21 protein-coding genes, 1 tRNA gene and 2 riboswitches are annotated in these 23,504 nt (G+C 43.6%); of the genes, 19 read left to right on the top strand and 3 right to left on the bottom strand.

All coding sequences use genetic code 11. The features are described 5' to 3' along the window. From ACKVDP_RS04980 to mreB, 10 genes are all read left to right on the top strand, one after another. On the top strand, positions 1-558 hold a 558-nt coding region (locus tag ACKVDP_RS04980), incomplete at its 5' end, for a chromate transporter (protein ID WP_409227705.1). An 89-nt stretch (positions 559-647) separates the two neighbouring features. Continuing rightward, entirely contained in the window at positions 648-1,718 is a 1,071-nt protein-coding gene (gene prfA, locus ACKVDP_RS04975; RefSeq protein WP_409227704.1) for a peptide chain release factor 1, read from the top strand. A gap of 54 nt (positions 1,719-1,772) precedes the next feature. After that, positions 1,773-2,819 carry an L-threonylcarbamoyladenylate synthase gene (locus ACKVDP_RS04970; protein WP_409227703.1) on the top strand — a complete coding sequence of 349 codons (1,047 nt, stop codon included), beginning with the start codon at positions 1,773-1,775 and terminating at the stop codon, positions 2,817-2,819. Positions 2,820-2,827: 8 nt separating this feature from the next. Next, entirely contained in the window at positions 2,828-3,271 is a 444-nt protein-coding gene (locus ACKVDP_RS04965) for a low molecular weight protein arginine phosphatase (RefSeq protein ID WP_409227702.1), read from the top strand. A 14-nt stretch (positions 3,272-3,285) separates the two neighbouring features. Continuing rightward, complete coding sequence (rpiB, locus tag ACKVDP_RS04960) at positions 3,286-3,723, top strand: ribose 5-phosphate isomerase B (protein ID WP_409227701.1); 438 nt, start codon at positions 3,286-3,288, stop codon at positions 3,721-3,723. 42 nt (positions 3,724-3,765) lie between these two features. Beyond that, positions 3,766-4,395: a uracil phosphoribosyltransferase gene (gene upp / locus ACKVDP_RS04955; protein ID WP_409227700.1), complete on the top strand. Its 630-nt coding sequence runs from the start codon at positions 3,766-3,768 to the stop codon at positions 4,393-4,395. Between the two features lie 135 nt (positions 4,396-4,530). After that, positions 4,531-5,571, top strand: coding sequence for an MraY family glycosyltransferase (locus ACKVDP_RS04950; RefSeq protein WP_409227699.1), 1,041 nt, complete (start codon positions 4,531-4,533; stop codon positions 5,569-5,571). 4 nt (positions 5,572-5,575) lie between these two features. Beyond that, entirely contained in the window at positions 5,576-6,694 is a 1,119-nt protein-coding gene (gene wecB, locus ACKVDP_RS04945) for a non-hydrolyzing UDP-N-acetylglucosamine 2-epimerase (RefSeq protein WP_409227698.1), read from the top strand. Positions 6,695-7,092: 398 nt separating this feature from the next. Next, a complete protein-coding gene (gene murA, locus ACKVDP_RS04940) occupies positions 7,093-8,358 on the top strand; it encodes a UDP-N-acetylglucosamine 1-carboxyvinyltransferase (protein ID WP_409227697.1) in 1,266 nt (421 codons plus the stop codon). Positions 8,359-8,452: 94 nt separating this feature from the next. Beyond that, positions 8,453-9,478: a rod shape-determining protein gene (gene mreB, locus ACKVDP_RS04935; protein ID WP_409227696.1), complete on the top strand. Its 1,026-nt coding sequence runs from the start codon at positions 8,453-8,455 to the stop codon at positions 9,476-9,478. Positions 9,479-9,522: 44 nt separating this feature from the next. Here the strand turns inward: mreB and ACKVDP_RS04930 are convergent, their stop codons facing one another. Next, positions 9,523-12,333 (bottom strand): phosphodiester glycosidase family protein, encoded by a 2,811-nt coding sequence (locus tag ACKVDP_RS04930; protein WP_409227695.1) that lies wholly within the window; start codon positions 12,331-12,333, stop codon positions 9,523-9,525. 163 nt (positions 12,334-12,496) lie between these two features. Between ACKVDP_RS04930 and ACKVDP_RS04925 the strand changes: the two genes are divergently transcribed. The 6 genes from ACKVDP_RS04925 (at position 12,497) to ACKVDP_RS04900 (ending at position 18,059) form a co-directional block, all read left to right on the top strand. Continuing rightward, positions 12,497-13,672, top strand: coding sequence for an AfsR/SARP family transcriptional regulator (locus ACKVDP_RS04925; protein ID WP_409227694.1), 1,176 nt, complete (start codon positions 12,497-12,499; stop codon positions 13,670-13,672). A gap of 171 nt (positions 13,673-13,843) precedes the next feature. Further along, on the top strand, positions 13,844-15,289 hold the full coding sequence (locus ACKVDP_RS04920) for a hypothetical protein (protein WP_409227693.1): 1,446 nt from the start codon (positions 13,844-13,846) through the stop codon (positions 15,287-15,289). A gap of 15 nt (positions 15,290-15,304) precedes the next feature. Beyond that, positions 15,305-15,835 (top strand): signal peptidase I, encoded by a 531-nt coding sequence (locus tag ACKVDP_RS04915; protein ID WP_409227692.1) that lies wholly within the window; start codon positions 15,305-15,307, stop codon positions 15,833-15,835. A gap of 17 nt (positions 15,836-15,852) precedes the next feature. Next, positions 15,853-16,335, top strand: coding sequence for a hypothetical protein (locus ACKVDP_RS04910; RefSeq protein ID WP_409227691.1), 483 nt, complete (start codon positions 15,853-15,855; stop codon positions 16,333-16,335). Between the two features lie 28 nt (positions 16,336-16,363). Then, a riboswitch (cyclic di-GMP riboswitch) is annotated at positions 16,364-16,442 on the top strand. 32 nt (positions 16,443-16,474) lie between these two features. Beyond that, entirely contained in the window at positions 16,475-17,155 is a 681-nt protein-coding gene (locus tag ACKVDP_RS04905; RefSeq protein ID WP_409227690.1) for a TasA family protein, read from the top strand. A gap of 115 nt (positions 17,156-17,270) precedes the next feature. Further along, a complete protein-coding gene (locus tag ACKVDP_RS04900; protein ID WP_409227689.1) occupies positions 17,271-18,059 on the top strand; it encodes a hypothetical protein in 789 nt (262 codons plus the stop codon). A gap of 40 nt (positions 18,060-18,099) precedes the next feature. Here ACKVDP_RS04900 and ACKVDP_RS04895 read toward each other — a convergent pair whose 3' ends face one another. Both ACKVDP_RS04895 and ACKVDP_RS04890 read right to left on the bottom strand, forming a co-directional pair. Next, positions 18,100-18,600, bottom strand: coding sequence for a SixA phosphatase family protein (locus tag ACKVDP_RS04895; protein WP_409227688.1), 501 nt, complete (start codon positions 18,598-18,600; stop codon positions 18,100-18,102). 301 nt (positions 18,601-18,901) lie between these two features. Then, positions 18,902-18,978 (bottom strand) — tRNA-Pro (locus ACKVDP_RS04890). A gap of 217 nt (positions 18,979-19,195) precedes the next feature. Then, positions 19,196-19,292: riboswitch (SAM riboswitch) on the top strand. Positions 19,293-19,351: 59 nt separating this feature from the next. On the opposite strand from ACKVDP_RS04890, the gene metK reads away from it, so the two are divergent. The 3 genes from metK to ACKVDP_RS04875 all read left to right on the top strand — a co-directional run bounded on the left by metK (position 19,352) and on the right by ACKVDP_RS04875 (position 23,504). Continuing rightward, positions 19,352-20,533: a methionine adenosyltransferase gene (gene metK / locus ACKVDP_RS04885; protein ID WP_409227687.1), complete on the top strand. Its 1,182-nt coding sequence runs from the start codon at positions 19,352-19,354 to the stop codon at positions 20,531-20,533. A gap of 84 nt (positions 20,534-20,617) precedes the next feature. After that, entirely contained in the window at positions 20,618-22,864 is a 2,247-nt protein-coding gene (recD2, locus tag ACKVDP_RS04880; RefSeq protein ID WP_409227686.1) for an SF1B family DNA helicase RecD2, read from the top strand. Next, complete coding sequence (locus ACKVDP_RS04875; protein ID WP_409227685.1) at positions 22,857-23,504, top strand: ComF family protein; 648 nt, start codon at positions 22,857-22,859, stop codon at positions 23,502-23,504. Before recD2 ends, ACKVDP_RS04875 begins: the two co-directional genes overlap by 8 nt.

The raw sequence follows: 23,504 nt of genomic DNA, 5'->3' as shown, positions 1-23,504 counted from the left end.
GAAGGTATGTTTTTCAGTCTTTTTACGACATTTTTCAAGATAGGTGCCTTCACATTTGGCGGAGGCTATGCAATGCTTCCGATCATCCAGAAGGAGCTTGTGGACATAAAGAAGCTTATAAGCGAAGAGGAGTTTATGGATGCCATAGCTCTTGCTCAGGCCTCTCCAGGGTCAGTGGCCCTCAATACAAGCGTTTATGTGGGATACAGGATCAAAGGGCTTAAGGGAGCCGTTGCCTCGACCCTTGGATCTGTTCTTCCATCCTTTATAATCATACTTCTAATTGCCATGTACTTCTTCAGGTTCAAGAACAACGAATTTGTAGACAGCATATTTATGGGAATAAGGCCTGCTATAGTGGCACTGATCCTTTCTGCAGTCTATCAGATGTGGAAGAATTCAAGGAAAACCTACATCAAGCTTTTTGCATCCATAGCAACGGTGGGTCTTGTTGTGTTTACAGGGATCAATCCAATCTGGATAGTTATTGTGGGGGCAGTTTCCTCGGTTATCTATCACAAGTTATACTGGCCATTCCAGGAGGAAAGGGAGCGCTAGCTGTACTGACTTGTATTATGGATAGATTAATTATATAATAATACTGTGGATAAATATGTGAATGAATAAAATGAAGAGAGGTTTTTATTGTGTTTGATAAACTGAATTTTTTAGAGGATAAATACAAGGAGTTGGTTCAAAAGACCATGGACCCTGACCTGATCAACAACGACAGGGAGGAATGGCAAAGGGTAATGAAGGAGCAATCTGATATTGAGCCCATTGTTAACAAGTACAGGGAGTACACCAAGACAAAGCAGGAGCTTGAGGATGCAAAGGAAATGCTCCATGAAAAGCTTGAGGCTGAAATGAGGGACATGGTCAAGGAAGAGGTTTACGAGCTTGAAGAGAGCCTTGAAGCCATCCAGGAGGAAATCCGGGTTCTTCTTATCCCTAAGGACCCCAATGACCATAAGAATGTAATTGTTGAAATCAGAGGTGGAGCAGGCGGTGACGAAGCTGCCCTTTTTGCAGGAGTTCTCTTTAGGATGTATTTGAGATATGCAGAGAGAAACAACTGGAAGGTTGAAATCATGAACACCAATGAAATCGGCATCGGCGGCTACAAGGAAGTAATCTTTATGATAAAGGGTAAGGGAGCCTACTCTAGACTTAAGTACGAGTCAGGAGTCCACAGGGTACAAAGGGTTCCAGAAACCGAGTCAAGTGGAAGGATTCACACATCCACAGTTACTGTAGCTGTGCTTCCAGAGGCTGAGGACATTGATATCGAAGTTAATCAGGCAGACCTTAGGGTTGATGTTTTCCGTTCTTCAGGAAATGGTGGACAGTCTGTAAATACAACAGATTCCGCTGTTAGGATGACTCACATACCAACGGGGATAGTTGTTTCCTGTCAGGATGAGAAAAGTCAGCTGAAAAACAAGGACAAGGCCCTGAAGATTCTTAAGTCAAAGCTGTATGAGCTGAAGCTTATGGAGCAGAATGAGGAACTGGCTCAGATGAAGAAGGGTCAGGTGGGAACCGGAGACAGGTCTGAGCGTATCAGGACCTACAACTTCCCTCAGGGAAGAGTAAGTGACCACAGAATAAATCTGACCCTGTACAAGCTGAATAACTTTGTGGATGGAGACCTGGACGAGATGATTGATGCATTGATAACATCCGACCAGGCGGAAAGAATGCAGGAAATCAGCTAAAGAGGGGAAACCCTCTTTTTCTATATTTAAATATTGTGGAAACGAGGTTGAATAATGGAGACAGAGCTGTTGAAAATATATGATCTGGAGGAGCAAATCCATGAAATGGAAAGGGCGGCAGCCCTTATTAAGGGCGGGGAGGTTGTGGCTTTTCCAACTGAGACAGTATATGGGTTGGGAGCGGATGGATTATCAGAATCTGCAGTAAGAAAAATATTCAAGGCCAAGGGAAGACCTCAGGATAATCCCTTGATTCTGCATGTGGATTCGATCCAGATGCTTAAAAGGCTTGTCCGTGATATTCCCAAGGACGCATATAAATGCATGGAAAGGTTCTGGCCAGGACCATTGACAATGCTTTTCAGAAAATCTGACCTTGTTCCAGATATTATCACTGCTGGACTCCAGACCGTGGCCATAAGAATGCCAAGCCACCCGATTGCACTGGAGCTGATAAAAAGGGCAGGAACCCCAATAGCTGCTCCGTCGGCAAATATCTCAGGAAGACCAAGTCCAACAAGGGCTTCCCATGTGGTCCAGGACATGAAGGGTAAGATAGCGATGATAATAGATGGGGGAGAAACCGGAGTTGGTCTTGAATCCACTGTCCTTGACCTTACTGAAAAAGTGCCAATGGTACTTAGACCTGGAGGGGTGACCCTTGAGGATCTTAGAGACCTGTTGCCAGAGGTTGTAATTGATCCGGGCCTGGGGGATAGGAAGGAGTTTACTCCAAAATCTCCAGGTCAAAAATACAGGCATTATGCTCCAAAGGCAGAGATGATACTTTTTTCAGGAGACAAGGAAAGGGTGGTCGCTGCAATTATGGAGAGAGCCCGTAGGGAAGGAGCCCAAGGAAAAAGGGTTGGACTATTGGTAACTGAAGAGAACAGGAACAGGTACCCTGGTGAAAATGTCGTCGTTATGGGATCCGTGAGGGATAAAAGGACCATTGCCCATGGGCTGTTCCATGCAATCAGGAGACTGGATGAGCTGGAAATCGATATTATCCTGTGCGAATCGGTGGAAGAGGATCAGATAGGAATGGCTATTATGAATCGGCTGCTTAAAGCAGCTGGAGGAAACAGGATTAATTTGTAGGAGGAGCCATGAAGATATTGTTTGTATGCACTGGAAATACCTGCAGAAGTCCCATGGCAGAAGAAATCTTGAGGGATGAAGCGAATAAGAGAAACAGAAAAATTGAAGTGGCCTCCGCTGGTATCTTTGCAGTTGATGGAGAACGGGCCAGCAAAGGGGCGAGGGTATCCATGAAGGACAGGGGTGGACTTGCAGACCACAGATCCAGATTTCTACAGGATGAAATCATGGAATGGGCGGACTTGATCCTGGTAATGACAGGTGCCCATAAAAGGAATCTCCTTACAAGATACCCCAACATGGTGGATAAGATCTTTCTTCTATACGAGTTTGCCACTGGAAGCGATATTGACGTGGAGGATCCATTTGGAGGACCATTGGAGGTTTATGAAATAGTGAGAAGACAGCTTGAGGATGCAATTGAAAAACTTTTGGATAAAATAGATCTATAGGAGGGCACAAGGATATGATAATTGGAATTGGAAGCGACCATGGAGGCTTTGAGCTTAAGGAGGAAATGAAGAAGTTTCTGGAGGAAAGCGGCCACCAGGTCAAGGACTTCGGTACACACAGCAAGGAATCCGTTGACTACCCGGACTACGGGAGGGTGGTTGGAGAGGCAGTCGTCTCTGGTGAAATTGATAGAGGAGTTGTCATCTGTGGCACTGGAATAGGAATATCCATATCTGCAAACAAGGTCAAGGGTGTTCGGGCTGCCCTTTGTGGAGATGTGTATTCGGCAAGGATGAGCAGGGAACACAACAACGCCAATGTGATCGCCATGGGCGGAAGGGTGCTGGGAGTTGACCTTGCCAAGGAAATACTCGGAACCTTTCTGAAGAGTGAATTCCAGGGTGGAAGACACGAAAGAAGAGTCAATAAAATTGCTGAAATCGAAGAGTGATTGTGGTATAATTATTAGGATGAAAATGAAGGGAGAGATGTTATGTCGAAAGTTGTGATTATGGATCACCCATTGATAAAGCATAAACTGACAATGTTAAGAGACAAGAATACAGGGTCAAAGGAGTTCAGAGAACTGGTAACTGAAATTTCAACCCTTATGGCATACGAGGTTACCAGGGACCTACCCCTGCAGGACATAGAAATAGAGACACCTATCACCAAGATGATGTCACCAGTGATTTCAGGAAAGAAGGTTGGACTTGTTCCAATCCTTAGGGCAGGTCTGGGAATGGTTGATGGAATGCTGAGCCTTATTCCCGCTGCAAAGGTTGGACATATTGGTCTTTACAGGGATCCTGAAACATTGCAGGCAGTGGAGTACTACTGCAAGCTGCCACAGGACGTTGCTGAAAGAGACCTTATCCTGTTGGACCCAATGCTTGCAACAGGAGTATCAGCAATTTCCGCTATTCAATTTCTAAGGAAAAGTGGAGCAAAAAGCATCAGGCTGGTGTGTCTCATAGCCGCACCAGAGGGAGTCAAGGCGGTTCAGGAATCTGCGCCGGATGTTGACATCTATCTTGCATCACTGGATGAAAAATTGAACGACCATGCATATATAGTACCTGGTCTTGGAGACGCCGGGGACAGGCTTTTTGGCACCAAGTAGATTGAAAGGGCAGTTTAGGCTGCCCTTTACTGATTTTTGAAGCTTTTTTGTAATACAATTGTCACCCTTATTTGTTTGACTTATATATAACAGTCAGATAGAATTTAGATAATACAAGATTAGGAGAATTAAACCATGGAGACAATATGGATACCCTTTGTGGTCGCAGCTGTTATAGCATTTGCGGCCACACCCTTTGTAATAAGAATAGCCCCTAAAATTGGCGCAATGGATATTCCCAAGGATGATAGAAGAATACATAAGAACCCTATGCCCTTGATAGGTGGGGTAGCCATGTACCTTGCAATAGCTGTGGGGATGTTTGTATTTTTGCCTAAGACCAGAGATTTCATTTCAATTTTTGTTGGGGCAACCATAATTCTGATTTCAGGAATTAAGGATGATATTAGCGGAACAACTCCAAAGGAGAAGCTTTTCTATCAGCTGCTGGCAGCAGCAATTGTCATTTGGGGGGGAGTGCAGGTTGACTTTGTAACAAACCCTTTTGCTGATGGGAATCCAATCCTCTATTTAAGCTGGATTGCCATACCCATAACCTTGTTTTGGATAGTGGGAATCACAAATACCCTTAACCTCATAGACGGTCTGGATGGTCTTGCAGGTGGTGTTGCACTGATATCGGCCCTTTCCTTCACATTTGTAGCACTAAAGCTTGAGATGGATCAAATAGCGATATTGGCAGCCCTGGTGGCAGGCGCATGTATGGGATTTCTACCCTTTAACTTCAACCCAGCAAAGATATTCATGGGGGATACCGGAGCGCTTTTCCTTGGATTTATGCTGGCCGTAATATCCATAGAGGGTGTCATGAAAAGCGTTGCAACAATAGCGATGCTTGTTCCGATAATCATTTTGGGAGTTCCAATTTTCGATACCACATTCGCCATCTTCAGAAGGCTCCTGAGTGGTCAGTCAATCATGGCGGCCGATAAGAGCCATTTGCATCACAGACTTCTCGAAAGAGGATTTTCACAGAAAAAGACAGTTTTGATCCTATACGGAATATCAGGGGTGTTCGGACTTTTTGCAGTGCTTGTTTCCAAAGCAAACAGCAGACAAGCCGTTTATATGTCTGCGGTGATGTTTGTGGTGGCGGTAATATTTGCAATAAAGCTTGGGTTGTTCACTTCCAAGGCAAAGTCAAAGGAGGAGTAGATAGATGAAGGTAATGACTGTATTTGGTACAAGACCTGAGGGTGTCAAGATGGCTCCTGTAATAAAGGCACTTGAAAAGAGAGACGGTGTGGAGCAGGTAATCTGCATAACCGCCCAGCACAGGGAAATGCTTGACCAGGTAATAGACCTGTTCGGGATTAAGCCACATTACGATCTTAATATATTTAAACCTGGACAGACCCTAACTGATATTACAACCAACGCCCTGAAGGGCCTGGAGGATGTAATAAAAAAGGAGAAGCCGGATGTGCTCCTTGTCCAGGGAGATACCACAACGGTATTTGCAGGTGCCCTGGCAGCCTTTTATCAGAAGGTGAAAATTGGGCATGTGGAGGCAGGTCTTCGAAGCGGCAACCTCTATTCACCGTATCCTGAAGAAGCCAATAGAAAGCTTACAGGGGTCATGGCTGACTTTCATTTTGCACCTACTGAGAAGAACCGGGAAAATCTTCTAAGGGAGGATTATCCTGATGAAAAGATATTTATCACGGGAAATACTGTCATCGACGCATTGAAGTATGCGGTCAAAGATGACTACAAATTTGAGGATGAGAGACTTAACAAAATAGATTTCAAGAACAGAAGAGTCATACTTATGACCAGTCACAGAAGAGAAAACCTGGGAGAACCAATGGAGAACATATTCACTGCAGTAAGGGATGCAATCCAAAGGTTTGATGATGTCCATGTGGTGTTTCCTGTTCACCTTAATCCCAAGGTAAGGGAAATTGCCGACAGAATACTGGGAGATAACCCCAAGGTTTCCCTGACGGAGCCCCTTGACTACGGTCCATTCACCAACCTCATGGCAAGGGTTTCCCTTGTTGTGACAGATTCTGGAGGACTTCAGGAGGAAGCCCCCTCACTGGGCAAGCCTGTCCTTGTGATCAGGGAGGAAACTGAAAGACCTGAAGGGGTTGAATCAGGAACGGCAAAGCTTGTGGGAACAAGCTATAAGAGTGTATTTGAGAATCTTGTGAGGCTCCTTGAAGACGAGGATGAGTACAACAGGATGGCAAAGGCGGTCAATCCCTATGGAGATGGAACGGCCTCTGAGAAGATCGTGGATATACTGGAAATGAAGGTGAACATTGATCGGTGACCAGCCGCTTAGTGTAACCCAGACTGCAGTAGAGGGTCTGGACTATAAGTAAGAACCAATGTCTAGGAAATAATAATCAAGATATTCCGAGAGGAGCTCATGGTCAGGGACTCTTTTGAAGGCTAGGAGTTGCAATATTCCTTTCGAACATTTAATAAGTGCCAAGGCTGTTTTGTCAATTTACATTGAAATCAGAGCAGATGGGGACAATTAAGCTGGTCTTTCCCAATAAAACACTCCAGAACATAGTAAATGGAGTGTTTTTTGATGCATTTTTGTAGCATAAATGATATAATGTAGAAGTTACTGGAATTATGTAAATTCTGAAAACTTAAATGCAATAGTTTAATTGATAGATATATACTTTAAATTCTCACATTTGTATAGGAGGAGATTTTTTGGAAAAAATATTGGTAGAAAAAAGCCCACCACTTAAGGGAACAGTTAGGATCAGCGGAGCCAAGAATGCAGCGTTGCCCATATTGGCTGCAACACTATTGGGAACTGAGGATATAATACTTGAGGACGTGCCTAAGCTAAAGGACGTCCAGATCATGTGTGAAGTTCTGGAGTCACTGGGAAGCAAGGTTGAATATCTTGAGGACAATGTCCTGAAGATCAATTCCGCCAACATTACCAACTACGAGACAAAATATGAGCTAATGAGCAAGATGAGGGCTTCATTTCTTGTTATGGGACCATTGCTTACAAGATTGGGAAAGACCAAGAATTCCATGCCTGGAGGCTGTGCAATCGGATCCAGACCAATAGATCTTCATCTAAAGGGATTCAAGGCACTTGGGGCAACAATAGATGTTGACCACGGTGATATCGGGGCATATGCAGACAAGCTTGTGGGTGACATTATTTATCTTGACTTTCCTTCAGTTGGAGCCACTGAAAACATTATGATGGCAGCCACAATGGCTGAAGGTGAAACGGTAATAGACAATGCGGCCATGGAGCCTGAAATAGTAGATCTTTCCAACTTCCTGAACAAGCTGGGAGCAGATATCAAGGGTGCAGGAACATCCACCATCAGGATCAAGGGGGTTAAGAAGCTGGGTGGAGCATATCACCAGATAATCCCTGACAGGATCGAAGCTGGAACATTTATGGTTGCGGCTGCAATCAGTGGTGGAGACGTTCTTGTTGACAACGTTATCAACTCACATCTTAAGCCTGTGATTGCAAAATTGAGGGAAGCAGGTTGCACTGTTGAAGAGGGAAGTGACAGCATAAGGGTAATCGGAAATCAGAATCTAAAGGCAATAGATATCAAGACCCTTCCATATCCAGGATTCCCCACTGACATGCAGGCTCAATTCATGGCGCTTATGACAACCTTAAGTGGTACCAGTTCAGTTATGGAAACGGTTTTTGAAAACAGATTCATGCATGTGGAGGAGCTCAAAAAAATGGGAGCTCAGATAAGGATAGAGGGAAGATCTGCAATTATTACAGGAGTGGATGAAATTAAGGGTGCAAAGGTTGAGGCATCTGACCTTAGGGCAGGAGCAGCTCTTGTTCTGGCGGGTATTGTTGCTGATGGAACAACTGAAATCGGGAACATCTATCACATCGACAGGGGATATGACGGCATAGAGGAGAAGTTCAGCAATCTGGGAGCGATCATCTACCGAAAGACATTCCAGGTTAAATAGAAGATTAACAACTATGGGTAAGCGTAATGACAGTAGATAAGAGCAGTTATTATGCGGCCCATTTTTTGCATAAAAATAGTGAAGGAGGAAGAGTATGTTTGCATTGAGATCGGATGTTGGAATCGACCTTGGGACAGCAAGTGTTCTTGTGTACATAAAGGGCAAGGGAATTGTGCTTAAGGAGCCATCAGTGGTTGCAATTGACCAGTATACCAATAAGTTCCTTGCAGTCGGTGAGGAAGCCAGGAGGATGCTTGGGAGAACCCCGGGAAATATTGTGGCAATCAGACCACTGAAGGATGGAGTTATTTCAGACTACAGTATAACGGAAAGAATGCTTAAGTATTTTATTCAAAAGGCACTTGGTAGAATGTGGTTCAAGCCCAGGATCATAATCTGTGTACCCAGTGGGATAACCGAGGTTGAAAAAAGAGCTGTTATGGAAGCCAGCAACGAGGCCGGTGCAAGTAAAACCTACCTTATAGAGGAGCCCATAGCGGCAGCTATTGGGGCAGGACTTGACATTACACAGCCAAACGGAAATATGGTTGTGGATATTGGAGGAGGTACCTCTGATGTTGCGGTTATTTCCCTTGGAGGAATAGTTGTAAGCAAGTCAATAAAGACTGCTGGGGATGAATGTGATGAGGCCATAATAAAGTACATCAGGAAAAAGTATAACATGATGATTGGTGAAAGATCTGCCGAGCAGCTGAAAATGGAAGTCGGTTGCGCATATCCATACGAAGAGGAAAAGGTGATGGAGGTTAAGGGAAGAAACCTACTCACAGGTCTACCTCTTAATGTTGAGGTTTCATCTGAGGACATGCTGGAGGCCCTTCACGAGCCGGTGAATGAAATAGTTGAGGCGGTGCATGAGGTGCTTGAGAAGACACCTCCAGAGCTTGCGTCTGACATCAGTAACGCCGGAATATACCTCACTGGTGGTGGAGCAATGCTCTATGGACTGGACAAGCTAATTGAGAAGAGAACCGGAATCGCAACAAGGCTTGCAGACAACCCGGTTGAGTGCGTCGCCATAGGAACAGGGAAGTCCCTGGACTCAATAGAGGTTCTTGAAAAGACAATGAAGGAGTCAGACAGATCCAGATTCAGATAAAAAAGTAACACCGTTGCCCAATTTAGCTGGCAACGGTGTTTTTTTTAATCGAATCTATATGGTGTTTTAATTTCATAGGTGATACTGACGCCGTTAACCACAAACTCAGCATAGGAGTAGTTGGCAAAATCATCAGGTGTGCTAATCCTGGCACCTGTAAGGGTTATATACCTTATGCCGTCCTTTAGAGTTGCGCTATTTCTTCCATCGCTTTGAACCACAAAGATATTCTTGCCCCTTTCCATCTGCTCCACCAGGAGGCTGTGGAACAGGTCCGCCTCCATCTTGTCATTGAATCCGCTCTCACCCAACACAGGCCTTGAAATGGATATAATTATATTTGGTTCAGGTCTGCCATCAAGATCAGAGATAAGCTGGGTCCACTGGCTGCTGTTTGCCGCCCTTATTCCATCTGCAGTGGCCTGTAGATTGATTACATACACTCCTTCAGCCTGGGCCTTTCCGTAGGTGCTGCCGCCATTGATTGTTGAGGTATGGCTTATTGACCCCCTAAAGGCGGATGTCATATCTCCAACCTGCACTCCTATTCTAGAGGAGGACAGTGCTTCTGTAAGACCCTTTAGCCTGTGTGAAGAAACAACCTTGGCAAGCAAAGTGTTCCCTGATATCTTTGGTTCGCTGTAAACTGATACCTTCACTCCACCGCCCTGGGCCGGCTTGTTAAGGGGATCGAGAATCTTGGTTGAAGCTGGTACGGATTTGGTGTCAACGGGAAGGGTGGTGAATGATTTAAGGTCATCTATCACAATCCTTCCCGTTGGAAACTTTTCAGTATTTACCTCTGCAACATAGATCCTTTGCAGAGTCACGGGATACGAAATACCCGATGGAAGCTGAGCTTCCAGGTACTTCCAGCCATTGAAGTCCATGGATTTGGTGAAGTCTATAACATGTGCATTTCCCTTTGAATCAAGGATTGTACCCCTTAGCCAAACTCCGGAGGAATCTCCCAGAACGTTAAGTCCAAGCTTTTGGGGGGAACCATCAAGGGAAAGTCCTCTTGAAGTAGCCCTGAAATCAAGATAAGCTGCCCTTGTACCACTTCCCTGGGAGAAGTCGTATACAATTTCAACTGCCCTTTTGCCTTCGTAGGCCTCATCGGTAAAGGAAACCGAACCCTTTACGGTTGAAGGATAGCCGGAGAATCCTATTGCCAGGCTTTCTTCAAAGGATGTCACAGGCTTTAGGACCACTCCTACGGATACGGGAATTGCCTTGGTTGCATTGCCTGCAGAGATGATAAGTGCTCCTGAGGCAGGCTTTGAGGCTGCCTTGAAGACTCCATCCTGAACAGATCCAATATCTCCAGTTGTCCTGAAGGTAATTTGGGAGGAGTTGAGCACACTCTCTCTTCCAATTTCATCTACTCCAACAACAGAGCCAATGCTCCTGGTGCCCCCTGGAGTAAGGGAGATGCTGTCAAGGCCTGTTCTCAACTCCACAGGTGGATTCAGAACCCTGATTGTTGCTGTGGCGTTTACACCGTCATAGGAGGCCACAATTTCTCCAACTCCTGAAGATGTACCGATAAATCTTCCATTTTCAATTCGGCCTATGCCATTGGTTACAGACCATTTAACCGTTGAGGGGTCAATATGATACAGGTTGCTGCTTCTATCGAAGCCCTTAAGCTTCAGGCTGGTTGAGCTTCCTGGAAACACGAAGTCTGAGTCAACTGTTAAGAGGAGTCTTTCCATGCTCCCCTTGGGTGCAGTGGAGAAAACGCCTATTCCGTTTACAACATTTCTCTGCTCTGTGGGCTTGTTAACAAATTCAGCCACTGTCTGGTTTGCGGGCCTTATGGCCATGGCAGTTGAGCCACCACCGTCAAGGTTCACCCCGTTATATGCCCCCAAGTCCCTTAGGATGCTTCCCAAGGTTTCCTGTGTGGTGCCCTTGAAATAGGTGTCCCTTCCATCAACTGTAACCATTATGATTTCATTTTGATCCCTTGAAATTCCAAGACCTGTTCGTGGCTGATTGCCTGCAATGTTAATATCAGTATTTGTTATATTTCCATCCTTTAAGACTATGCTTCCGGATCCGATAGCAAACTTTATGGATTCCATATCCGGTATGATTCTGATATCCGTCTGAACCCTGTCCCCAGGATTGAAGAGAAGCAGGTTGGAGCTTTTTGAGGTCAGGACATAGGAATCCCCTGACTTTGGAATATCAAAGGCTTCGCCACCTGTTCTTCTCTCCATTACCATTCCATCCACCACAAGAACCTCGTGAAGGTCATTTCTGAACCTGGCACCGATGGATTTTGTACCCCAATCTGAGTTCAGCATGGTAATGGTTATAAACTCCGAATGGAGCTTGTTTACTGTATCGATATTGAGTACATTACCGGTGTTGTAGTTTGTGATTGTCATTTCCTTTTTCAAGTAATCGATATATGCCCTGTTATCAACGGTAGTGAAGAAGGTTGGGAGATGGTTTGGGGAGGATAGGATCCTTCCATTATCCACAAGGGCTCCCAGTGAAGTGGGTATTGGATTGGTGTTGTAGAAGTCACCATTTATACCTGCCACAGCACTTCTTTGCTCCACAAGGCCTTTGACGGTACTACGGGATGATAAACCCTCATTATGGTATAGGGGTCCCAATGATGTGTATTCATCCTTCAGGTCGATTCTAAGTACATTGATGTTGTACCAGCCACCTACGGTAAATTTTTCTATCCTTTCATGTAAAACCCCCGAGGAAACAGGAGTGGTTTCAATCTTTTCGTGAATTGTTGCAGGCATGGCGGCTGCGATTGCAGCAGTGCTTGTCAGTGCCAGTGACGCCCCAATTAGGCCAATGGCCAAAGTATTTCTTATGTTCATGGAATATCCCCTTTCTTTATGCATCGTTAGTTCCATTATATAGTGAGGCTTCTTCTGGTAGGTTACAAACCTGTTACGAATATATTAAATATCCGGGAATAAGATTGATGACATATGTTTATTAATTAACGACAAGGGTATTGTTAGGTTAGAGGTGTGGGGTATGGTCGAAATATATACCTTGGGTAATTTCGACATTAAATTGGGAGACATTTCTATTTTGCATATCGTAGGTAAAAAGCACAAGTTGATAAAATTATTCAAGTATCTACTGACCTTTCAAGGAAAAAAACTGCTTCCTGAAAGAATCATCGAAGATTTATGGCAGGATGAATACATAGAACCGCTAAAGGCGCTGAGAACTCAAATCTCCAGGGTAAGGAAGATGTTCCCTGAGGAGGTATGTGGTTTTGCGCCCTTTTTTAGCATTGAATTCATTGATGGGTATTATGTTTTCAATCTTAATGAGGAGTGCTATGTTGATTTTATACATATGCAGAAATGTATTGATGACATCGATTATGAGGGTAGCAATAAAAGCTGCAAGGATGTGGTCTGCATTTACAAAGGGGAGTTCCTGGGTGAACTGGGAGATGAGGAATGGCTTGTACCAGTCAGGAGCATGTTTGACAGGATGTATGTGAAGAGCCTTTCAAAATATCTTCAGCAGCTTATGGATAAGGGTGAATACAGCAGAATTCTAACAGTCTGCGAGGAAGCATTGAGGTACAAGCCATATGAGGAGTCAATACATATAAGCTTCATGGAAGCTTTGGATGCACTTGGTGAGAACAAGTATGCCGTAAATCACTATAGCTTTTGTACCACCAAGCTTTACAGGGAGCTGGGGGAGACACCCAGTGACAGGATGAAGGATGTATACAAGAGGATCAAGAATGGCAATGACAGCAGCAATCAAAAGCCGGTATTGCAACTGGAAAATATTGATAGGAACATTAACCAGAATGTTGATAGAAATGGTGCCTTGATTTGTGAGCCCAGGCAATTTGAATTTATATACGGCTATGAAAGGGCTTTGATGGAAAGGGAAAACACAGCATTTTACCTTGGTGTTTTAACCCTGGACCAGTCCGGACTCATAAGAAATGAAGGGGTTGATGTAGAGAAGAATACAAGGCAGCTTATGGGGTCTATTCAATGCAACCTTAGGAAAGGAGATGCAATAGCACAGTGGAATTCCAACCAGGCATTGCTGCTATCAAAGATATCGGATGAATGCGGAGTCAATTGTCTGGTGAAAAGAATACAGAATTGCTTCGTTAACCTAGAAGAACACAATAAACTATCCTTAAACATAAAAATAAAAAAAATAATCTAGTTCCATTTCTCTTGAGAATCCTTGAAAATCAAACATTCAAGGATTCTTTTTCTATGCTTTGATTTCTTGAAATCAACTTGTAATCGGGGTGTAATTTCATTGAAATCACAGCAGGTATATATTGAGTGGAACAAAGTATTACAAATCCGTTACAAAGAGAGGTGGATGGTCATGAGAATCGGAAAGAACAAAATATTTGTGATGCTAGTGGTAATGGCCATGGTGCTTTTTGTGGGAACCAGCTCATTGGGTGAGGAGCTTCATCCGGAGGACCATACACCTGAAGCAACAGTAATTGAGGAGGCAGAAGAATTTCAGGTAAGGGAGGATCCTGCGGCAGCTGAAACCCAGGATGATGGAATCATCCCTGAAGAGGAAGAGGAAATACAGGAAAAAGCAGAGGTTGAAATCATATTTGAAGAAGTAATTGAAGAAACAGACGGGGGCATCCAAGAAGACACTCAAATCCAGGAGGAACCGGTAGTGGAAGAAGAGCCGGTATTCGTTGAAGAAATCATTCCGCGATATGTATCCTTACGTATAAGTGTTGAACCCGACAGGGGGAAGTATACAAATGGCGAACTTATCCAATATGATATATCAATTGAGAACAATGGTACTGATCCAATAGAGGGCTTGGATGTATCGGATGATATGGGTGTGAATGAGAAAATCGGTTGTCTTGATTCGGGTGAAAGGGTCCTTGTAACTGGGAGCTATGAAATCGATGACTATAACAGGATGGAAAGTATAGGTAATACTGTCAGTGTTTCTGCAGTATGCGATGGAGAAAGGGTTAGTGGCCAAGTGGGTTATGTTGTTTCAATTGAAATCCCACAAGGTTCAATTTCCATAACCAATAACGTAATTGGTGTAAGTGGCTTGAATAATGAATTCACAATTCTTGTTGAAGGACCTAACAATTACATCAATTACGTCCAGCTGGGGGATTCAGACAATGTAACAATAAGGAATCTTTTTATAGGTGATTATGCAGTTACACCCCTTGAGTGCATGAACTGCAGTTCAATAATCTCTGATGGGACAATAAGCATTACAGAAAAAAGTCTAAATAAGGAAGTATCTGTGGAGTACAGTCTAGAAAACACAGGATGGTTCTCTGACTCTGATTCTCAGACTATAGAAGTGATGGATGTTGATGGAGAAGATATTGATTATAGTAAGATTGAGCTTCAGTCCAGTGATATGGACATACGAAGCGATGAAATATATTTAGATCTGGAGCCATTAATTGTTCTGGTTGAGGTACAGGTGGAGGCTTTGCAGCAACCAGAAGGGGAAGAATCATCATCAGTGGCAGATCCGGTCCAGGAGGTGACTTCCGAGCCTGTTGAAGCTGGTCTTCAGGAGGAAGTCACTGAACCGGATGCCGCAGAAGGAACTGAGGAAACAGAGCAGGAAGTAGAGGAAAGTCCTGTATTGGAAAGTGAAAATGAAGATGAGAATGTTGTTGTAGAGGAACCGGTATCTCCTGGTGAAGAAGAGGATATTAATCAGATTTATAATGAAGAACAAGAGGCTATAATACCTGAGGATCCTTTGGAAGAACTCTCCGTCCCATTAGAGCCAGAAGAAGAACCAACGGATTCAGTCTAGATTGGAGGTATGGATATGACAGAGATGAAAGAAAACAAATCCCTAAAAATATTGTCTGACATACTGTTTGCAATATTCATGCTGATAATGGCGTTTCTGATATTTATTACGGCACAATCGAGATTGACCGGTATGGAGCCATCGTTATTTGGAAACAGGCTGTATGTTGTTGATAGCGGGAGCATGGAACCTGCACTAAGGATAAACTCACTTATTGTGGTAAACGAAAGGACACCAGACCAGATAGAAATGGGTGATATTTTAACCTATTATGGTCCAGAATCTAGAACAAGAGTAACACACAGGGTTGTAGGAATTGGTCCTGGAAACGAGTACTTTATAACACAGGGCGATGCAAACAATGCAGAGGATGCAATGCCTGTGGAAAGAGAAAAGGTCATAGGAATAGTTGCTCTTTCAATACCATATGTGGGATTTGCATTCAGGTTTCTGAGCAGCACCCAGGGAATCATATTTATTGTATCTGTAGGCATAATAGCTTATATTGCACCACTTCTAATTAAAAGGAGACCGAAAGAAGCCTAAGGAAAGGATGGGTGTATATGAAAAGCAAATTAATTATTTTCTCAATTATACTGTTGTCGGCAATAATGGTAGCTGGCGGGACAGTTGCTTGGTTTTCATCCAGCCCAGACCCTACCTTGACAAATGGTGAAATGGGGATTGTCAAGGTAGAGGTAATCAGTGATGGCTTAGGCAATATATGTATCAAGAATCTTGGAAAGAGTGATTGTTATATAAGAGTAAGACTGATTCCCCAATGGAGTGATCAAAGTCTGTCAGTGTCAAATCTTGATATGGATATAAATGATTCCGACTGGACAGAAATGGAGGGTTTCCACTACTATAAAGACTCTCTGGAAGTAAATGGGATAACCACCAATATAATCAAGAGTGTAGACATTGGGGAGTTGACACCTGAATATGAAGGGGAGAGTCTGAGTATTAAAGTTGTTGCAGAGGGAGTCCAAAGTGCAAACGAGGCCTGGAAAGAAGTATGGAGCATTGATAGCCTACCTTTTTAATCCAGATCTACATAGGATTCCGTTAATATAGATCGTTCAGCAAACTTAGCGAAAGCTAAGGACGCAAAGCCACAGGGCCTCTATGTCATGGCAGCCTGGCTGCGGCAACCATAATTATATCAAGAAGGAGGAGAAGAAAGTGAAAAAGCGTAACATGGTTTTTGTAACCAGTATGTTGTTGGTGGTATTACTTATAGCAGGAGGAACATTTGCTTGGTTCACTGATGTAACACCACTGAAAATTAACAAATTCAAAGCTGGAACATTGGACATTACATTAATAGACAGATTCTGTCCAGATTTGGCACAAAATGTTAACCCTGGTGACTGCTACTTCAAGGAAGTGTATGTAAGGAATGATGGATCTAAGAAAGCAGTAGTTAGAATCAAGAAAGATATGGCATTTGAAGGCGGTTTAAGCCTTGCTCCTGTAAGTGCTTCAATTAGTTCAGACTGGTTTGAAAAAAATGGATATTATGTTTACAAAAAAGTTTTGAATCCTGGTCAAAGTACAACAGGTCTGTTTGCGATGAATAAGATTTGCTTCAGCGGACCTTTAATGGACAACACTTATCAAGGAAAGACATTTGACATCAAGGTAAAGGCAGAAGGAATTCAGGCATCTAACAATGCACCTTGGTTGAATGGTTGGGGAGTTAAAGTTTATTATCCTGCAGTAAGAGGAGATGAAGTAGTAGAAGGTCTAGTTACAGAAGCTACAGAAGCTGAAATGGCAGCTATATTGGAAGCAGAAGGTGCTCCAATAGGTGAAGTTGGTGCAGTAGAAATAGCTGATGTAATTGAAGAAGAAGTAAGATAGGCTATTTAATTCTGATCTGTAGAATTTAAGATTAAGGCAACACTTATATGAAGGCGGGTCATCCGCCTTTATATAAGTGCATACTATTACAAATTGAACAAAGGGAGGGATATTAATGAAAAGGCTTTTATCTAAATCCATAATTTTTCTGGGCGTTTTCGCATTGATTATGGGAGCGATGACAACCTTTGGAATAAATCCCTCCTATGCTGATAACCTTAAGATTATTGGCAACAATCTTGGCCTTGAAGTTGATCCAAGTGGAACTAGTCTGTTCAATCTTACAAATATGAATCCAGGAGATACAAACGAAGCCAAGGTTGATATAAGTAACACACTGGAATACAGGTTTGAGCTGTTTATGAGAACAGAGAGAGCAAGTAAAGCACCGACAGAAGGTGAAGCGGACCTCTTCAGACAGATGATCCTAATCATCAACTATGATGGGGATGAGATCTATAGAGGTCCAATGTCTGATTTTGCACAATCCAATATAAGTCTTGGTATTTTGCACCCAGGTGATGACAAGGAGTTAAAGGCAATTGTTCACCTGCCGGGAGCTGAAACCGGCAATGAGTTTCAGGGAACATCTGTAGAGGTTAGATGGATTTTCTTAGCGGAGCATAGACCGGATAACCCTCCAGATGATCCAGATAGGCCCAACAGACCGGATAGACCAGACAATCCGGTTGAGTCAGTAAACAGAGGTGAAATTCTGGAAATCAGAGAAGAGATTCCACAAAACATTTTAGAGCCTGAACAGCTTGAAATTATTGAAGCAGAGGAGGAAATACCTCTTATGATTCCGATTCTACCTAGAACTGGAGTCGTTCCAGCAGGATTGTATTATATCCTGGGAAGCCTGTTGTTTGTTGTTGGTATTAAAATAAAGGAGAAAGAATAAGAACGATGGGTAATTAAATCCCATCGTTCTAAATATATTTCTATTTATCGTCAATCTTCGCAAAACCACGGGTCTGCAAAAACCATCTCAGTTCAGCCTTTGTCTCTCCCAATTCCTCATCAGGAAATCTGAAACAGGCTGCGCTTCCCTTTTTGAAACGAAGGAAGGTTCCTGAAATCTCTTGGCTCCACAATGAGAGGTAGGGCTGCTGACCAACTACGATTGCAGCTTCGCCAGGTTCAATTTCATTTAGAAGCTCTCTAAGTCTACTAACTCCACTTCCAGTACCAAGGAATTCCAGGTAAGTTGGTTCGTCCAGTCCTAGCTCCTCTGCTAGCATTTCAGCAGTTTCCTTTGCCCTCACCGTAGGACTTGAAAAAATCTTTAAGGCATCATAATTGTCGACCATAGTCTTAAAGCCCGAAACACTTTTCTTCAGCAAAATTTTGCCTCGAGGAGATAGTGATCTCAGGTCGTCGTCTTCACCGGACTCTTTATCCTCTGCAATTCCGTGTCTATACATTATCAGATACTTACTCATTGTTGAATCCCCCTTTTCTAGTAATGTCCTCATTAGGCTATTTACCCAATTTACTGTGAAAGAATACAGAAATGAATATTCCCCAGATATTTCTTACCAATAGCCCAATAGTACTCTTAAAGCACATTATACCAAATTATTTGAGTCTATACAAAAGAAAGTGAAAGATGTTTAGTATAACAATTTGCACATGATAATTTAGATAAAAACAAACAATAAAAAGTCGGTAAAATGAGGATTTAGTGAATAGAAACAAAAAAAGTAAAAACGCAGCAATCATTAAGATCACTGCGTTCTCTGTTGGTCGGGGTGAGAGGATTTGAACCCCCGGCCCCATGGTCCCAAACCACGTGCGCTACCAAACTGCGCTACACCCCGACGTTTTTTGTCAACTTCTTTATTATAAGGTAAAACAGATTAAAAAGCAAGTGCTTTTTCCAAAATTATTTTCCTTCAATTTTGAAGCTGTAAACATTATTATATAGATACAAAGGGCTAATGTCAACATGGTCAGAAGAAAAATAACTCAAAAAACAATTGACTACCATACCCCGTTGTGCTATCATTCTTTTTAGTGAAAATTAATATCTTGATTACCTTATCAAGAGTGGTGGAGGGATAGGCCCTATGAAGCCCGGCAACCTGTTTAGCAGGTGCTAAATCCTACAGAATGTTATTCTGGAAGATGAGGTGTAGTGCAAACTCACCCTGTCTTGACGACAAGGTTTTTTTAATTTTAAGGAGGAAAAAGATGAAAAAATGGTTATTTACATCAGAGTCCGTAACTGAGGGACACCCTGATAAAGTATGCGATCAGATATCAGATGCTATACTTGATGCGATTCTTGAGCAGGACCCTGAAGCCAGGGTTGCATGTGAAACAATGGTAACAACTGGGATGGTCCTTGTTTCAGGTGAGATCACAACCACCTGCTATGCTGACATTCCAAAGATAGTAAGAAAGACAATTTCAGACATCGGATATGTAAGGGCCAAATATGGCTTTGATGCGGATACCTGTGCGGTTCTGACATCAATAAACGAGCAATCTCCAGACATTGCTCTTGGAGTTGACAAGGCGCTTGAGCAGAAGGAAATGAGTGAGGACGAGCTTGACAAGATCGGTGCCGGTGACCAGGGAATGATGTTTGGATTTGCCTGCAATGAGACTGATGAGCTGATGCCACTTCCAATATCACTTGCCCACAAGCTGTCAAGAAGACTTTCAGAGGTAAGGAAGAACGACACCCTTAACTATCTGAGACCTGACGGAAAGACTCAGGTTACTGTTGAGTACCACGATGATAAGCCTGTAAGGATTGAAAACGTTGTAGTATCAACCCAGCACAGCCCAGTGGTATCATTGGAGCAAATCAGGGAGGATATCGAGAAGTATGTTATCAATGAAATTATCCCTGCAAAGATGATGGATGAGAACACCAAGATATATGTCAACCCGACTGGAAGATTTGTTGTTGGTGGACCAATGGGAGATGCAGGACTGACCGGAAGAAAAATCATTGTTGACACCTATGGTGGATATGCAAGGCACGGTGGAGGAGCATTTTCAGGTAAGGATGCCACAAAGGTTGACAGATCAGGAGCATATGCATCAAGGTACGTTGCAAAGAACATAGTGGCAGCCGGACTGGCTGACAAGTGTGAGGTAGGACTTGCCTATGCAATCGGAGTTGCACATCCATTGTCAATATTTGTGGACACCTTCGGAACAGGTAAGATAAGTGATGAGGAAATAACCGAATTGGTTAAAAAGCACTTTGACCTAAGACCTGCTGCAATCATCAGAGACCTTGACCTTAGAAAGCCAATCTACAGACAGATTGCTGCCTATGGCCACATGGGGAGAACAGATGTTGAATTGAACTGGGAAAAGACAGACAAGGTTGAAGTACTAAAGGAAGCATTGAAGTAATAAAAATCCCGTCAGTATACATTATTGTATATTGACGGGATTTCTTGCTATAATGGGAATAGTGAAGAGAAATGGGGTGAGAATGTGGAGATTCAGGGAATTGTTGAGGATATAATATACAGAAACGAGTCCAATGGCTATACGGTTGGTAAACTGTACACATCAGAGGGCAGCATAACATTTGTGGGGCAGGTTCCATACATTCAGACTGATCAGGCAGTCCTTCTAAAGGGAGAATGGATATACCACAATAAGTTTGGCGAGCAGTTCCAGTTCCAGTCCATGGAGACAATCATGCCAACGACCACCAAGGGAATAGAGAACTATCTGGGCTCGGGATTGATTCCACATATCGGCCCAAAAACAGCAAAGAGAATTGTGGACAAATTTGGTGAGAAATCACTTGATATAATTCAGTATTATCCGGAAAGGCTTCTTGAAATTGAGGGCATAGGCAAGAAAAAGCTTAAGGTCATAATGGAATCCTTTGACGAGCAAAGGGAGGTCCGGGAGGTTATGGTGGCCTTGCAGGAATTCAATATCAGCCCAAATCAGAGCATGAAAATCTACAGGGAATATGGGAACGATACCCTAAAGGTCATCAGGGAAAATCCCTACAGGATAGCTGAGGATATACATGGAATGGGCTTTAGGACAGCGGATGAGATAGCTGAAAAGGTTGGGCTGGAGAAGAGCTCCCCACACAGGCTGCAGGCTGGACTAAAGTATGTCCTTACAAGGGCCGCCGGAGAGGGACATTGCTACCTTCCTGAGGATGAGCTTCTTGAAAAGGCGGCGGGACTGCTTCAGGTAGGCAAGGATAACCTGGATGATTCCCTGACTGCCCTTGTCCTTGGCAAGAGCTTTCATCTGGTCCAAAGCGGGGATGAAAAGATAGTTTACCATATGCCCTATCATATGGCGGAAAACAGTGTAGCCAAGGCTCTTGTGGAGCTTAGTCTGGTTGAACAGGATGAGATTGTGGGGGATGTGGAGAAGGCCCTGGACAATTTTGAAAGGGAACAGGACTTTACGTTTGGTAGTAAGCAAAGGGAAGCAGTAAAGAGTGTTCTAGACAATGGCGTAACTGTAATAACCGGTGGTCCAGGAACAGGAAAGACCACTATAATAAATGCAATTATTGCCCTGATGGAAGCTGAGGGCAAGGAGATACTACTTGCAGCTCCCACAGGGAGGGCTGCAAAAAGGATAACAGAGACCACCGGCCGGGAGGCAAGGACAATCCACAGGCTCCTTGAGATTTCCTACCAGGATGAAAGTCTTCAGTTCAACAAGAACGAGGAGGAGCCCCTTAATGCAGATGTTGTAATTGTAGATGAGATGTCCATGGTGGATATTTTGCTGATGAATCAGCTTCTAAAGGCCATAAAACCAGAAACCAGGCTTGTTCTTGTGGGAGATGTTGATCAGCTTCCATCTGTGGGAGCAGGGAATGTGCTTCGGGACATAATTGACTCAGGTGTTATCAAGGTGGTGAGACTGGATGAGATCTTCCGTCAGGGGGAGGAGAGCATGATAATAGTTAATGCCCACCTGGTGAACAGGGGTGAAAAACCACTTCTCAATGAAAGGGACAAGGATTTCTTTTTTGTGTACAAGGATACTGGGGCCGAGGTAAGGGATACCATAGTCCAGCTGTGCCTCCAGAGGCTACCGGATTTCTACGGTCTGGACCCGATAAGGGACATCCAGGTGCTCTCCCCAATGAGAAAGGGAGATACAGGTGTTGCTGCCTTGAACAAGGCACTGCAGGAGGCCATTAATCCACCATCTAAAAAGAAAAACGAAAAGTCCATGGGAGAGGAGCTCTTCAGGGAGGGCGACAAGGTCATGCAGATAAAAAACAATTACAAGGCTGCCTGGACCATCAACAGGGGAGGTATTACGGTAGATGAAGGAGAGGGTGTGTTCAATGGAGACTTCGGATATGTGGAGCACATTGACAACGACGAGGGTACCATCACAGTGATATTCGATGATGACAGGGAGGTGGAATACTCCTTCAATCAGCTGGATGAACTGAGACTTGCCTATGCCACCACTATCCACAAGTCTCAGGGAAGTGAGTTCCCTTGTGTTGTTATTCCAGTGTTTTCAGGGCCTCCAATGCTTCTGACCAGAAATCTGCTCTACACTGCAATTACAAGGGCGAGGGACCTGGTGGTCTTGGTCGGACATCACAGATACCTAAATCAGATGATACGAAACAACCTTATAACTGAAAGGCATTCCTCATTGGACAATAAGATCAGGGAATACCTGCATCTTCTTCTTAAAATGGAGTCGGAGGGGGGAACCTTCATTGATTGACAGGCTGCTTTATCCCAAGGATAAGTTCTGCTATATTTGCAGAGACGAATCAAGAAACCTGGATCATGCCCTGTGTATGGAATGCAGATCCAGGATAGAGGAGATACACATGGAATTTAAGCTTGACAGTCCATATATAAACAGGTGCCATTCGTCGCTTTTTTACAACAATTTCACCAAGGATGCAATACACAGGTTTAAGTTCGAGGATAAGAGCTACCTGTACAGGACCTTCCACTCCTATATGCTAAAGACGGTTGAAAATAACAATATTGCGGATTACGACGTTATAATCCCTGTGCCCGTACATTGGAGAAAGGAAGCCATAAGGGGCTACAATCAAGCCTATCTGCTTGCAAAGCCACTGGCTATGAAGGTCAACAAACCAATTCTGAAGGACTGTCTTGTGAAGTCCAAATGGACTAGGGAGCAGAACACACTGTCGGCTTATGAGAGAAAAAGAAACCTTTTGGGCTCCTTCAAGGTAAGAAATAGAGAAAGAATCCTGGGCAAGAGGATTCTCCTTATAGATGACATATTCACAACGGGAAGCACCCTTAAGGCCTGCAGCGAGGCTTTAATAAAGGCAGGCGCCGGTAGTGTAACAGCCCTGACCCTGACCTCCACAAAAATGGAATGA

The sequence above is a fragment of the Gudongella ferriphila genome (assembly GCF_046224405.1).
Taxonomy (GTDB): Bacteria; Bacillota; Clostridia; order Tissierellales; family Tissierellaceae; genus Gudongella.
Note: the sequence above shows the minus strand (reverse complement) of the source record. Positions and strands in the feature narration are given on the sequence as shown.